General features: G+C 38.6%; 10 protein-coding genes. 8 read left to right on the plus strand and 2 right to left on the minus strand.

Features of this window, described 5'->3' with window-relative positions:
• Window positions 1–40: 40 nt before the first annotated feature.
• The gene (gene topA / locus Q0590_RS20620; protein ID WP_302039493.1) at window positions 41–2,413 is read right to left on the minus strand and encodes a type I DNA topoisomerase; all 2,373 of its coding nucleotides are present in this window, start codon (window positions 2,411–2,413) and stop codon (window positions 41–43) included.
• A gap of 211 nt (window positions 2,414–2,624) precedes the next feature.
• Here topA and Q0590_RS20625 point away from each other — a divergent pair, with 211 nt between their 5' ends.
• The 6 genes from Q0590_RS20625 (at window position 2,625) to Q0590_RS20650 (ending at window position 11,798) form a co-directional block, all read left to right on the plus strand.
• Window positions 2,625–3,119 (plus strand): SixA phosphatase family protein, encoded by a 495-nt coding sequence (locus Q0590_RS20625; RefSeq protein ID WP_302039494.1) that lies wholly within the window; start codon window positions 2,625–2,627, stop codon window positions 3,117–3,119.
• Window positions 3,120–3,165: 46 nt separating this feature from the next.
• Window positions 3,166–5,391 carry a Tex family protein gene (locus Q0590_RS20630; RefSeq protein ID WP_302039495.1) on the plus strand — a complete coding sequence of 742 codons (2,226 nt, stop codon included), beginning with the start codon at window positions 3,166–3,168 and terminating at the stop codon, window positions 5,389–5,391.
• Between the two features lie 843 nt (window positions 5,392–6,234).
• Window positions 6,235–8,385, plus strand: a complete 2,151-nt coding sequence (gene recQ / locus Q0590_RS20635; protein WP_302039496.1) for a DNA helicase RecQ — start codon at window positions 6,235–6,237, stop codon at window positions 8,383–8,385.
• Between the two features lie 338 nt (window positions 8,386–8,723).
• Window positions 8,724–9,740, plus strand: coding sequence for a sensor histidine kinase (locus Q0590_RS20640; protein WP_302039497.1), 1,017 nt, complete (start codon window positions 8,724–8,726; stop codon window positions 9,738–9,740).
• A 30-nt stretch (window positions 9,741–9,770) separates the two neighbouring features.
• Window positions 9,771–10,682, plus strand: coding sequence for a sensor histidine kinase (locus Q0590_RS20645; protein WP_302039498.1), 912 nt, complete (start codon window positions 9,771–9,773; stop codon window positions 10,680–10,682).
• Window positions 10,683–10,775: 93 nt separating this feature from the next.
• Window positions 10,776–11,798, plus strand: a complete 1,023-nt coding sequence (locus tag Q0590_RS20650) for a helix-turn-helix domain-containing protein (protein ID WP_302039499.1) — start codon at window positions 10,776–10,778, stop codon at window positions 11,796–11,798.
• A 19-nt stretch (window positions 11,799–11,817) separates the two neighbouring features.
• Here the strand turns inward: Q0590_RS20650 and Q0590_RS20655 are convergent, their stop codons facing one another.
• Window positions 11,818–12,519, minus strand: coding sequence for a peptidoglycan DD-metalloendopeptidase family protein (locus Q0590_RS20655; protein WP_302039500.1), 702 nt, complete (start codon window positions 12,517–12,519; stop codon window positions 11,818–11,820).
• Window positions 12,520–12,611: 92 nt separating this feature from the next.
• Between Q0590_RS20655 and Q0590_RS20660 the strand changes: the two genes are divergently transcribed.
• The gene (locus Q0590_RS20660) at window positions 12,612–13,166 is read left to right on the plus strand and encodes an RNA polymerase sigma factor (protein ID WP_302039501.1); all 555 of its coding nucleotides are present in this window, start codon (window positions 12,612–12,614) and stop codon (window positions 13,164–13,166) included.
• Window positions 13,167–13,366: 200 nt separating this feature from the next.
• On the plus strand, window positions 13,367–14,404 hold the full coding sequence (locus tag Q0590_RS20665; RefSeq protein WP_302039502.1) for a FecR family protein: 1,038 nt from the start codon (window positions 13,367–13,369) through the stop codon (window positions 14,402–14,404).
• Window positions 14,405–14,430 lie beyond the last annotated feature (26 nt).

The raw sequence follows: 14,430 nt of genomic DNA on the forward strand, positions 1-14,430 counted from the left end.
ATTAATGTATATGTTTTCTGTTCTTTTTTCTTAATAATTTTTATTTGGCTTTTTTCTTAGCAGCAAATTTGCCTTTCTTTTCAGGTGCATTTTTTGCTAAGTTTAAACATTCTTCCAGTGTGAGCCCTTTAGGATCTTTATCTTTAGGGATTTTTATGTTTTTCTTGCCAATGGAGATATAGGGGCCAAACCTTCCATTTAGTACTTTAACTTCCGGATTTTCAGCAAATTCTTTGATGAATTTTTCAGAATCAGCTTTTCGTTTATTTAGTACTATTTCGATGGCCCGGCTATCAGTAATACTATACGGATCGTCTTCCTTTCCAATAGAATAAAACTTATTGTCGTGCCGGATATATGGACCAAAGCGGCCAATAGCTACTGACATAGGTTTATCTTCCAACATTCCCACTTCGCGAGGCAGCTTAAAAAGATCCAAGGCATCCTCTAAGGTCAGCCTTTCCATCATCTGGCCTTTCTTCAGGTTCGCATACCGCGGTTTTTTATCTTCTTCTGCTTCTCCAATCTGTACGACTGGTCCGAATTTTGCCAGCCGAACGCTTATTTTTTCACCTGTTTCCGGATGAATGCCTAATTCTCTGGACTTTCCAACGGAGGACCGCTGAATTTCCTGGGTATCTTCTATGCGGCGGTGGAAGCCATCGTAAAATATTTCCAACATTTTTACCCATTCTTTCTGTCCCTGGGCTATTTCATCAAACTCTTTTTCAACCTTGGCAGTAAATGAAAAATCTACCACATTGGGGAAATGCTGCACCAGAAAATCGTTTACAATCATGGCAATATCTGTAGGGAACAACTTGGCTTTTTCAGCCCCATATACTTCCTTATTTAATGCTTCTTTGATGGCATTTTGTTGCAGCACAAACTCTTTAATAGATCTTTCTTTGCCTTCGCGGTCTTCTTTAATAATATATCCCCGTTTCAGAATTGTAGAAATAGTTGGAGCATAGGTAGAAGGTCGGCCAATACCCATTTCTTCCAGTTTTTTTACCAGGCTAGCTTCCGTATATCTGGGAGACGGTCTGGAGAAACGCTGGGTAGCTTTCATCTGACTCAGATTTAATGCCTGACCAATGGTAAGCGGTGGCAGCATTCCCTTGCTTTCTTCGTCCTCATCTTCATTGTCGCTAGATTCTATATATACTTTTAAGAATCCATCAAATTTTATCACTTCACCAGTGGCAACCAGCTGTTCTTTTAACTCCCCAGAGTTAGAAAGCAGAGCTTTTTCTAGCGATAACTCAGCTTTAGGTTTGATGGCAATCGTAGCAGTGGTTCGCTCTAAGCGGGCATCGGCCATTTGTGAGGCAATAGCCCTTTTCCAGATGAGTTCATATAACCGTTGTTCATTCCTATCCCCGCTTACGCGCTGTGCTGAGAAATCCGTGGGGCGTATAGCTTCGTGGGCTTCCTGGGCAGATTCAGACTTTGTTTTATATTTTCTTACCTGGATATACTCTTTTCCGAAGGAACTTTCAATTTCAGCCGTTGCTTTCTGAATAGCTTCTTCCGATAAAGAAGTAGAATCTGTCCGCATGTAACTTATTTTTCCAGCTTCATACAATTTCTGGGCAATAGTCATGGTCTGTGCTACAGAAAAGTAAAGTTTCCGGCTGGCTTCTTGTTGCAGGGTAGAGGTAGTAAAGGGGGCAGCAGGCGATTTTTTAGCAGGTTTGGTTTCTAAATTCTTGATAGAAAAAGCAGCGCCCACGCAACGTTCAAGAAAAGCTCTGGCCTCTTTTTCATCCTCAAATCGGCTCGGTAGTTCAGCTGCTAGGGTTTTACCCTTTCCTAGATCAAATAGAGCGGCGACTTTATAGGCAGACTTGGACTCAAATCCTTCAATTTCGCGCTCGCGCTCTACAATTAACCGTACTGCCACAGATTGTACCCGTCCGGCAGATAAGCCTATTTTAATTTTTTTCCAAAGCACCGGAGATAGTTCAAAACCCACTATTCTATCCAGAATGCGGCGGGCCTGCTGTGCATTCACCAGATCAATATCTATTGCACGAGGAGATTGAATGGCATTTAAAATAGCATTTTTAGTAATTTCCCGGAAAACAATCCGTTTGATAACACTATCTTTCAGATTCAATGCTTCTTTTAGGTGCCAGGATATGGCTTCACCTTCGCGGTCATCGTCAGTCGCCAGCCATATAATTTCTGCTTCTTTGGCTAATTTCTTTAACTGAGCAACAACTTCTTTTTTATCTGCAGTGATTTCATAGGTGGGCCTGAAACCATTAGAAATATCAATTGCGTTATTATCCTTAGGTAAATCCCTGACATGACCAAAGCTGGATTTGACCGTGAAATCTTTGCCCAAGTAACCTTCTATCGTTTTCGCCTTCGCCGGAGATTCTACTATTACTAAGTTTTTTGACATACTATCGATGCTTTAAAATTTTATAATCCGCCAAATATGACGAAATTCTGGTAAAAAAAACAAACGTATATTTTAAGTAATCAGTTTATGGTTTTATTTTTTAATTTATTTTTGCTTCCTGTAGGGTACCTTGCATTCCAATCTATTGACATTATCTAGCAGGTTCAAGTTCCTCGGAGTACAGTATTTATAACACTTATTTATCAAACCAATGGTTAAACATTTGATTTTACTCCGGCATGCGCAAGCTGAACCCTACTCACCAGCGGTGGTTGACGAAGAGCGGGAATTAACTGGTACTGGTATAGCCGATGCTTCCAGGATGGGCGTTAAATTAAAATCCCTTCAAGTGTGTCCGGAAATACTTATTTGCAGTCCGGCAAACCGGACAGTAACTACTGCACAATTAATTGCCGAGCAAGTAGGCTACGAGCGGGAAAAAATTAAAACAGATCCAAGTTTATATGAAACCTCCATGCGGAATCTGATGAGTGTTATCACTTCGCTACCGGAGTCGTTGTCTCAAGTATTAATTGTTTCGCATAACCCTAACCTGACATACCTGGCAGAGTATCTTACCCAGGATGAAATTGGAACCTTGCCAACCTGCGGCTGTGTAAATATTAAGCTCGTAGATAAAACATGGGCTGAACTTTCAGGCGGCAGTGGCTCGTTGGTCTGGTTTGAGTATCCCGGCAAAAATTAACCTTTCTTTCATTCGTTTTAATACCTATTAATTTATTAATCCTTTCATGGTAAACAATCATTATTTAACAATTGCTCAAGAATTATCTATTACAACCAATCAGGTAGCAGCCACGGTAGAATTATTAGATGAAGGAGCTACTGTTCCCTTTATTTCCCGGTACCGGAAAGAATTAACCGGAAGCCTGGATGAAGTAGCCATTGCTGCTATACGCGACCGTATAGAACAACTGCGGGAATTAGACAAACGTCGCGAAAGTATTATTAAGACCTTGAAAGATCAGGGAAAATGGACAACTGACCTGGAAGAGCAGTTAAATGCTGCCAAAACTATGTCGGTACTGGAGGATATTTATCTGCCCTATAAACCAAAACGCCGCACCAGAGCTACCATTGCTCGCGAAAAAGGGCTGGAACCATTGGCTCAGCTAATTTTTTTACAAGAATCCAGTAATCTTATTGAGGAAGCTGAAAAATACGTTAATGCGGAAAAAGAAGTGCCTACCGGCGAAGAAGCATTGGCTGGTGCCAGAGATATAATAGCCGAATGGATTAACGAAAATGCAGAAGCCAGGGCATCTGTGCGGCAATTGTTTTTAAGCAAAGGTACGTTTAAAACACGCGTAATTCCTGGCAAGGAAGAGGAAGCCCAGAAATATAAAGATTATTTTGAATGGGAAGAACCTATCACTACTGCTCCATCTCATCGAATACTGGCCATGCGCCGGGGCGAAAAAGAAATGTTTCTTATGTTAGATACGGCCCCTCCCGAAGAAGAAGTACTGGACAGTCTGGAAAGACAATTTATTACTGCTAGAAATGCCGCTGCTGAGCAGGTGAAACAAGCTATAAAAGATTCCTATAAACGCTTGTTGAAACCCTCTATGGAAACGGAAGTGAGGCTGGCTTCTAAAAAGAAAGCAGACGAAGAAGCCATCCGGGTGTTTGCAGATAATTTACGTCAACTCTTGTTATCTTCTCCTCTAGGTCAAAAAAATGTATTGGCCCTGGACCCTGGTTTTCGTACAGGATGCAAACTGGTTGTGTTAAATAAGCAAGGAAAGCTTTTGCACAATGATGCTATTTATCCCAATGAGCCCCAAAAACAATATGCCAAAGCAGGAGAAACCGTTACTAAACTGTGTGAGAAATTTGGTGTAGAAGCCATTGCCATAGGGAATGGTACAGCCAGCCGGGAGACAGAAAGTTTTGTAAAAAGTTTAAAGTTGCCTTCATCTATTCAAGTGTTAGTCGTAAATGAAAGTGGTGCTTCCATTTATTCGGCCTCAGATGTAGCCCGCGAGGAGTTTCCGGATCATGACGTAACCGTTAGAGGAGCTGTATCTATCGGCCGGCGATTAATGGACCCACTGGCAGAGCTCGTAAAAATAGATCCTAAATCTATTGGTGTTGGCCAATACCAGCATGATGTGGATCAACATGCACTGAAACAAAGCCTGGATGATGTAGTAATGAGTTGTGTAAATGCAGTGGGTGTTGAGGTAAATACGGCTAGTAAACAATTACTAACCTATGTTTCTGGGCTGGGGCCACAATTAGCTCAAAATATTGTTGATTTCAGAAATTCTAACGGACCCTTTACCTCCAGAACCCAATTAAAGCAAATACCAAGGTTAGGTGAAAAGGCTTATGAGCAGGCAGCTGGTTTTCTCCGGATACGGGATGCAGAAAATCCCTTAGATAGGAGTGCTGTTCACCCCGAAAGCTACAAAATTGTGCAACAAATGGCCTCGGATCTTAATTGCACCATTCAGGCATTAATGAGTAATGAAGCCTTACGCAAAAGTATACAACTCAAAAAATACATGAGTGATACGGTTGGATTACCAACGTTGCAGGATATCATGAATGAATTAGCTAAACCCGGCCGTGATCCCAGAGCCCAGTTTGAAAACTTTAGTTTTACAGAAGGTGTGCATACTATTGAAGATTTACGGATTGGAATGAAGTTGCCGGGTATTGTTACCAATGTTACCGCTTTTGGTGCTTTTGTGGATATAGGCGTACATCAGGACGGATTGGTCCACATTAGCGAAATAGCTGACAGGTATGTCTCCAATCCACATGAGGTTGTAAAAGTGCAGCAGAAAGTTGAAGTAACGGTAATGGAAGTAGATGTAAAAAGAAAAAGAATTGCCTTATCGATGAAGGGAAATGCTGCTGCGGGTAAATCTGTTAAAAAGGAAAGCACCCCTACTGAAGAAAACGATCTGCAATCAAAGTTGAATAAGTTAAAAAATATGTTTAAGTAAATAGGTGTTTCTTTTTATTGAGCGGCAAAAATAAACTATAGTTTATTTTTGCCGCTTTTTTGTATGTTTCGTGTATTTTTTCTGTGCTATTTCTATTAAAATCATTAACCAGAGCAATTTTTAACAGATAAATTTACGGGCTCTACCATTATTCTCCGGATAAAAAATTAACAGTTTCCTAACACTACAAAAAAAATATTGTCAATTAAAAACCATATTAGCTAGTGTGGTATTCTTTTTGTTATATAATTTTATGAATAAAGCATAGGATTTGTTCTTCTCAACTGAGAAAGTCCAATTCTATTCTTTTGAAGGCAGAGAAGTAAGACAGTTGTTAAATTTCAAAGAAATTGTTAGCTGCCGATCTTATGTATATTATAGATAGAAACTGATACGTGTAGGATAAGAGCTGAATTGCACATATTATTTTCAAGTGGATGTGGTAATTTTGAATTGTAAACAAAAGCAGATCAGAAAAGCAGAAGTAAAGTTTACAAAAACAAATAGATCAAAATAATTAAAGTCATATAAGTTTAGGTTTTAGGTGGTTTGTTTTAATGAAGTCCCCCGGTGGTTTCTGCCGGTGGGACTTTTCTTTTTATCCCCTTTGTACTTAGCCAAAAAATAATACAGTGCATTCCATTTTATTCATTTGGTAGCCTTATAACTGAATGAAACCTTGTATTCCAACAAATTCAGCTGTAATTTTCCTAAATCAACTGCTGATCAACAGAAAGCAGAGAACTTTGAGACCTGTCTACTTATATCATGTAAAAGCTGAGCTATTTGCTCAGCTGACAAGAGGTGGGTTAATTAATGTTCAGGTTAAGACTAGAAATTATTATGTTGGATACCCATACCCCCGAATATATACTTAAGCAATACTTTGGTTACGATAAATTCCGGCCAATGCAAGCCGAAATTATTGAGCAAGTATTATCTGGCAAGGATACTTTAGTCTTAATGCCAACTGGTGGAGGAAAATCTATCTGTTATCAGGTGCCGGCTATGTTAATGCCTGGGATAGGAATTGTAGTTTCTCCCTTAATAGCCTTAATGAAAGATCAGGTAGAAAGTCTGTTAACTAATGGTGTTCCGGCGGCATACCTGAATAGTTCTCAATCTACAGAGGAACAAATATACATTGAAGACCAATGCATAAAAGGGAATATTAAATTACTGTATATCTCTCCTGAAAAACTTCTGTCTAATGGAAGTAAGCAGTTTTTAAAAAAATTACCCATAAACTTATTTGCCATCGATGAAGCACATTGTATTTCCGGCTGGGGACACGATTTCCGGACTGAGTATACACAATTGCATATCCTGAAATCTGATTTTCCGCAGGTACCACTTATTGCCCTAACAGCAACAGCTGACAAACTTATCAGGCAAGACATACTCGATCAGCTACGTTTACCAAATGCAAGCGTTTTTTCCTCATCCTTCGATCGTAAAAACTTAAGCTTAACCGTGCGGCCAGGGAGGGAAAAGTTTACTCAGCTGATGGATTTTCTGGATGCACATGCTGGTGAAGCAGGAATTGTGTATTGCCTGAGCAGAAATGGGTGTGAAGAACTAGCTGAAAAACTACAAAGGAGCGGGTACAAAGCTGGCTATTATCATGCTGGTATGGCAACCAAGGAGCGTTCATTTGTGCAGGAAGCATTTCTGAAAGATGATATACAGATTATTTGTGCAACCATTGCGTTTGGTATGGGCATAGATAAATCCAATGTCCGGTGGGTAGTACATTATAATCTTCCTAAAAATATGGAAAGTTATTACCAGGAAATTGGCCGTGCTGGAAGAGATGGGTTACCGGCAGATACCATCTTATTCTACAGTTTCAGGGACATAATCGCCTGGCGTGAAATCTTAACAAAAACTACCGATGATGAAAAAAGGTTAGAACTTCAATTGGTCCGTTTGGAGCGTATGCAACAATACGCAGAAGCATTATTGTGCAGGAGGAAAATTCTGCTGAACTATTTTTCTGAGCATTTATCCGAAGATTGCCATAATTGCGATATATGCAAAAATCCACGAACTCGTTTCGACGGAACTATATTAGCTCAAAAGGCTCTCTCTGCCGTTATACGCTTAAATGAATCAGTGAACATGGGTACGTTGATAGATGTATTGCGTGGCAGCCGGAATGCCGAAATTATGGAGAAGGGCTATCATACAGTTAAAACTTATGGTGCCGGAGCTGACTTGAAAACCAATGAGTGGCGGGAGTATCTCCAACAGATGGTAAATACCGGCATTCTGGAGGTAGCCTATCAGCAGAAATACGCGTTACACAAAGGTGTACTCAGCCAGAAAATTTTAAACGGAAGTTTACAAGTTTTGCTGGTAAAAGCAGAAACCTATCCAATTACACAAACTAAACCTGCAGAACCCAAAAAGTCAAAAGCCGCTCTGCTTCAGGATCAGTTGCTGGAGAGGTTGAAAAGAGTTCGGAAGCAAATAGCAGATGCTCAAAATGTACCTCCATATATAGTATTTAATGATAATTCACTGGCAGAAATGGCCAACAAACGGCCCGGTAACAAAGAGCAGTTTGCGCAAATTTCTGGGGTAGGTGCTAAGAAGATGGAGTTATATGGCTATGCCTTTTTAAAAGAAATTAAAGAATTTGTTCTTACGCAAACACAGGAAGGCACTAAGATAAAAGGAAGTACCTATTTGCTTACCTATGAAATGTATCAGCAAGGGCATACGCTGGAAGAAATAGCCAGCCTAAGAAATCTCAATATAGTTACGATACAATCGCATATAGCTACTTTATGGGAACAAGAATATGACTTGGATATTTTTGAGTTTATTAACCCGCATGAAATAAAAATTATTGAACAGGCTATTGACAAAGTTGGTGATTCAACTAAAGCGAAAGAAGTATTTGAGTTGTTGCAGGGGAAATACGATTATTTTAAAATTAAGCTGGCTGGGGCAAATTTTAGAAGACAACGGAAAAATCAATTGCGATGAGAGAGGTAGCATTAAAAAAAATTAAAATAAAAAGGTTATGTATGAAATAGGGTTATTTTTCGATTTGAGCCTGTTCTAGCTGTGATTTAGCTAGGAAGACGTTGAAACAAGCAAATTATGCATGTAAGGTAGGAAGAGACCAGTTATTAAAACCTGTTTTACACCTTGGCTTACACTAAATCTTACATCTAAAATTAGCAAACCGATTTCCAAAGAGTTTGCATTAATTAATAAATGCTACATTAGTTAGTTAAATGAGCAACCAAAACAAGGAAGGTTCCTTAAGAAGATACTAGTAGCCATTATTCCTAATTAGCTACTTAGTTCAAAAGTGTACAATGAACATACTAAATTTGTTTATCGCAACAGTTCAAACCATACCAGCACAAACAGCCAGCTTATCTGGTATGTCTGTGTTAGCCTTTATACAATGGCCTTCATCTTTCATACCTGTTTTCCTTAGCATAGGAATGATAGCATTGGGGGGGCTTTTGTACTACTATCGAATGTATACTCAACACAAAAAAAACAATCTTTTACTGGAACAGAATATCGGTCAGCTGAAAATAAAAACTAATCGCCTGCAAACTGAATACAATCAGCTCAAAATTGCTGAGGAAAAATTAAAGAATACAAACTTTACTAAAGACAAGTTCTTTTCTATTATTGCACATGATTTGAAAGGCCCTTTAAACTCTCTTACTGGCTTACTACAATTATTAATCAAGTATGCTGACAGCTTTAGCAAAGATGAGTTAAAAGACTTTGGAAGAAATATGAACAAATCTGTGAATAATTTACTTGATTTGCTTGAAAATTTATTGCATTGGTCACAGTCTCAATCCGGAATGATGGAGTATAGTCCGGAAGAGATAAATCTGCATGAAGTAATAACCAAAACAGTAAGCTTGTTAACGCCTGCTGCTGAAAATAAAGATATACGCCTTACCTCGCAAATCAATAATGACTTAGCCGTTTTTGCAGATAGAAATATGATAAGTTTTACATTAAGAAATATTCTATCCAATGCTATTAAGTTTACAAATAAGGGGGGGAGTGTTTCCATAGTGGCTACTTTAAGAGACGGCCAAGCTGAAATTTCTATTCAAGATACCGGAATTGGGATGAGTGCAGATGATTTGGAAAAGCTGTTTCGGATAGATAAATGTTATACAACCAATGGCACTTCCAACGAAATAGGTACAGGCTTAGGGTTAATATTATGCAATGAGTTTATAGTAAAAAATAAAGGTAGAATAACTGTTGAAAGTGAAGTAAACAAAGGTTCTGTTTTCCGGTTTGTTCTGCCAGTGGTCACAACAAATGAACGAATACCGGTTGAGGATGTCTATTGATTTGAAACCAACCCGATCTTATTAGAGCAGATGTCAATATTGATATATATTATTCTTACAGCAAGTCTACTTATTATTAGTGGGCTTGCTATCTATTTTTATAACAAAGCCCAAAAGGAACTAAATGCCTATAAAGTTCTGAAACAACAGCATCAGGAACTTATGCAGAATTATGAGCAATTAGTATCGGCAAATAAAGAATTGCAGGAAGCAGAGCAATACCTTCGGGAAGTAAACAACACAAAAGACAAGTTTTTTTCTATTATTGCCCACGATCTGAAAAGTCCATTAAACACCATTGTGGGTTTTTTGCAATTACTCAATGATCATGTAGATGCCTTTACTAATGACGAATTGAAAAATTTTGCTGGCAGCATGAATAAATCTGTAAAGAATTTGTTGGGCTTGCTGGATAATTTGCTTCAATGGTCACGTTCACAAACTGGCACCATAGAATACAATCCGATTGAAATCAATCTGCGCGATTTAATCAACGAAAACATCACCTTATTAACAGGTCATGCACAAAGCAAAGGAGTACACATTGAAAATGAAATAGATGAACATATTTGTATTAAAGCGGATGTGAATATGTTGCATGTTATTTTCAGAAATCTGTTATCAAATGCTGTTAAGTTTACAAGAAAAGGCGGAGTGGTTAATGTGGTAGCTGAACATAGCAAAAATTTCCTTCACATAAGTGTTAAAGATAATGGTGTTGGAATTAGCCCTGAAAAGTTAGACACCATATTTAATCTGGGAGCTACGTATTCCTCTAATGGTACAGCCATGGAAAAAGGGAATGGGCTAGGTTTGCTGCTGTGCAAAGAATTCGTAGAAAAAAATAAAGGCAATATCCGGGTGCAGAGCCAACCTGGCAAAGGTTCATCGTTTACCGTTTCCCTTCCTCATGCCTATTCCGTTGATAATATATTGCTTTAAATAGGATTAAATCCGGTAAAATTTAGGGAGTCTGAAAAAAATTATTATTTTGGCTAATAATTTTGACAAACACTTGAAATTTTCCTGGAAACTATGTCTACCGTTAGCAATAATATCAAATATTTACGCCGGATGAATGGCCTCACTCAGGAGCAATTTGCGAGGAAAATTGGTATAAAGCGTTCGTTGTTAGGTGCTTATGAAGAGGCCAGAGCAAATCCGAATTTGGAGAACCTGATGAATATCGCTAAAATATTTGGCACAACTGTAGATAACCTGATAAAGAACGATTTACGAACGCTAAAAGAAACAAGGGGAGTGCCGCTTCCACAGCCTTCCCAGCAGTTGGCCATAAAGGATACACCGGAGCCTCCCAAACAATTAGCTGATTTACTTGATAAATACTACCGGCCTTCTTCCTCCAATAGCTTACCTTTTGCTTCAAACCAACCTGTTGAAAAACCTAAGCCAGATATTCGTCCTGTATCCCAGCAAATAGCTTTTCAACCAGTAAAAACGACACAGGTCCCGACATCTGTAACTCACGTACCTCAGCCTGCGCCAGTAACTCATTTTACTTCGTCTGCACCAGCGTCAAATTTTACTACCACTCCACCAACAACAAATGATAAGAGCAAACAAACCATAGAATGGGTAAAGCAGACAGACATAGCTGAATACTTGAGCAGTTATGCCTATGCTGAATATTTAAAACAACTGCCCGTTTTTCAATTACCATTGTTGCCTACAGGCAAATACAGAGCTTTTGAAGCAGGAGCCGATTTTTCACAACCCGGTTCTGTACTCGTTGGGCAATTTGTAAATAACTGGTATGATATTAAAGACGGTCAGCAATACATTATTGTCATACATAAACAAGGTATTTTATATAGACGTATCTATAATCAGGTTAAAATAAAAGGAACCTTGCTGTTAAGTTCAGACAACCCGGCCATTTCTTCTGTGGAAGTTTCCATAAAAGAAGTGCTGGAAGTATGGGAAGCAAAACTTTTTATCAGCCATACACTGCCTGAACCTTCAGTAGGCCCTTCATTAGATCGATTACAAGGCTTAATAATGGCTCTTCAGGAAGAAATAGAACGCCTAAAAAAGTAACAAGTTTTAACTATGGATGTCAATCATTCAGTAGTTTAGGTATGTTTAAAATCAGGTTTGGATCAGGGCATATATCCAGATAATTCTTTGCCGAAGATGGTGTGGCTACCCCAGGAAAATCACCCTCTAACCCTTGCATATCGGATATTATTTGAAAATGCAGATGCGGAGGCCAGTCCCCATTATCCGGATAATTACCAATTCTTCCCAGGAGTTCGCCCTTGGCTATAGGTTGTTGCTTCCTGAGAGCAACCACATCTGCTAAACTTAAATGGCCATATAGTATATAAAAAGTAATATCTTCTAGTTGGTGTTCTGTAATAATAGTGGGCCCGTAATCACCAAACCCTATATTGTTGCGGAAACTATGAATTTTACCTTCAAGCGGGCTAAAAATTTCTGTTCCGGCCTGAGCCCAAATATCAATACCCAGATGAATGGTTCTATTCTCCACTCCAGAAAAATGGGAGCTTCTCCTGTATATTATTCTGTTTTCATTGTATCCACCTACCGCTGCCTCTGCTCCAGATTTTGCCATCAATCCTAAAATATACGCTTCAAAAGATTCAGTAGTAACCAGATTTTTACCCTGTAAGTCTTTATTATTTTCAGACAAATCCAGTACAAGTAAAGACGGATCTTTCAAATCCAAGGAGGTAATCGGACCAAAATCATGGTTGTATTTTTTTAGTAATACCGATAATTTTTTTTCTTTTTGCATACATTCAAGAACAATTTTGTATATTTTTAATTATTATTATAACATAGCACAGATATTCCTTGTATCTTTAGTACCATTCAACTCTCCTTCCTTTGCTGAGTAAATATATACATATAGATGAACAACTAACTTCCAGATTAAAAAATGGAGAAGACCAGGCATTCCGTGAGATATTCTACCATTTTCACAAATCTATGTATGCTATTGCCCTAAAGTACCTAAGGGATACTGTGCAAGCGGAAGATGCTGTACAGGAGGTGTTTGTAAAGCTTTGGATTAATCGTCATCAGCTAGATGAAAACTTATCTGTTAAAGGATACCTGTTTACCACGCTTAAAAATCATTTACTAAATACTCTACGCAACCAAAAAATCGCAGTAGCAAAACAGCTAGAAATAGGAGCCAGGCAACTGGAAAGTCAAAATACTACCGAAGATGACTTGTTGCTGAAAGAGTATCAGATGCATTTAACTAATGGCATTCAAAAATTATCCCCTCAACGGCAGAGTATTTTCAAAATGCGGTTTTATAAAGGATTAAATAATCAAGAAATTTCCCAGAAACTAAATATTTCAATCAACACAGTAAAGTTTCAACTCTCGCAAGCAACGAAGTTATTAAAAACCTATTTGAAAAGAGATTTTTAATAAGTACGCCAGTTCCCTCAATACCAACGCTCTGCGCTAAGAATCCAATCCCAGCCCCGAGAATGGAAATAATCTCAGAATAAATAAAATTTTTTCTTTCCTCCTATAATACTTTCTAGGCAGGTATGTGTATTCTATATGCAAAGCCCAGAGCTGTGTAAGATTTATTTTTTATTAGCCTAGCTATAGATAACATACCTATGGATGCAGAAGTACTGAACAGATATTTTCAAGGAAGGTGTAGTACAGAAGAAATGCTAGTAGTAGCTGAATGGTTTAAATCTCCGGAAGGGCAAATTTACTTGAGCTCCCAGCTAGATGAAGACTTTTTATTAGCCGGCGCAAGCAGCTCAGAGCAGTGTATATCGGATACCGATTCAGAAAAACTACTGGAAAAAATTATGGCTGCTAAAGAAGCAACGGACATTGCGCCATTAATACATATAGAAAAGACAGAGGGCGTACTACCCCAAAAAACAAGTCAAAAGCATCCAAGTGTATTTCCATTATGGGCTAGATATGCCGCTGTGGTCACAGGTGTATTGGTACTTGCTTTTGCCTTTTGGATCACAAGTAAAACAGATACCATCATGGAAAAAACAGCTTTTGGCGAAACGAAAACTGTTATACTTCCAGATGGATCTACGGTAATCTTAAACGGAAACTCTAGTCTGCAGTATCAAACGGATTTTCATCTGGCGGAAATCAGAGAAGTCTGGCTGGATGGAGAGGCGTTTTTCTCCATCGCACACCTGCCAGAAAATCAAAAGTTTATAGTAAATACTTCCGATAACTTTAATGTAGAAGTGCTAGGCACCACCTTTAATGTGCTGACAAGGGAGGAAAAAACAAAGGTTGTTTTAAACACCGGTAAAATTAAACTGAATATCCGCCCGGATGAAAACACAGAAGAGCATCTGGTAATGAACCCTGGCGAGTTAGTGGAGTTTGATAACTTATCTACCACGTATATTAAACGCAAGGTAAATCCTGAAGCCCATTCTTCCTGGAAAAGCAAGAAAATGATTTTTGAAAATACAAGCCTCTCAGAAATCTTGTTGCTGCTGGAACATACCTATGGCCTTGAAGTAGAAGTTGCCGACACTAGCCTGCTGAGTCAAAAAGTAAACGGAACTATCCCTACTGAAAATGTGGAGGTGTTGCTGGAAGGACTTACGCATGTGTTCAGCTTAAAAATTTCCAGAGATAATCAAAAAGTTATTATAGAAAACCAATAACCAACCGCAAACCCGAATATGATGCC

The sequence above is a fragment of the Rhodocytophaga aerolata genome (genome assembly GCF_030503435.1).
In the GTDB taxonomy this organism is placed as follows: Bacteria; Bacteroidota; Bacteroidia; order Cytophagales; family 172606-1; genus Rhodocytophaga; species Rhodocytophaga aerolata.

What these genes read in the sequence shown, in the direction of transcription:
- Q0590_RS20665 (WP_302039502.1), top strand. Translation starts at nt 13,367, where the DNA reads ATGGATGCAGAAGTACTGAACAGATATTTTCAAGGAAGGTGTAGTACA.
- recQ (WP_302039496.1), top strand. Translation starts at nt 6,235, where the DNA reads ATGTTGGATACCCATACCCCCGAATATATACTTAAGCAATACTTTGGT.
- topA (WP_302039493.1), bottom strand. Translation starts at nt 2,413, where the DNA reads ATGTCAAAAAACTTAGTAATAGTAGAATCTCCGGCGAAGGCGAAAACG.
- Q0590_RS20655 (WP_302039500.1), bottom strand. Translation starts at nt 12,519, where the DNA reads ATGCAAAAAGAAAAAAAATTATCGGTATTACTAAAAAAATACAACCAT.
- Q0590_RS20645 (WP_302039498.1), top strand. Translation starts at nt 9,771, where the DNA reads ATGTCAATATTGATATATATTATTCTTACAGCAAGTCTACTTATTATT.
- Q0590_RS20630 (WP_302039495.1), top strand. Translation starts at nt 3,166, where the DNA reads ATGGTAAACAATCATTATTTAACAATTGCTCAAGAATTATCTATTACA.
- Q0590_RS20640 (WP_302039497.1), top strand. Translation starts at nt 8,724, where the DNA reads ATGAACATACTAAATTTGTTTATCGCAACAGTTCAAACCATACCAGCA.
- Q0590_RS20625 (WP_302039494.1), top strand. Translation starts at nt 2,625, where the DNA reads ATGGTTAAACATTTGATTTTACTCCGGCATGCGCAAGCTGAACCCTAC.
- Q0590_RS20650 (WP_302039499.1), top strand. Translation starts at nt 10,776, where the DNA reads ATGTCTACCGTTAGCAATAATATCAAATATTTACGCCGGATGAATGGC.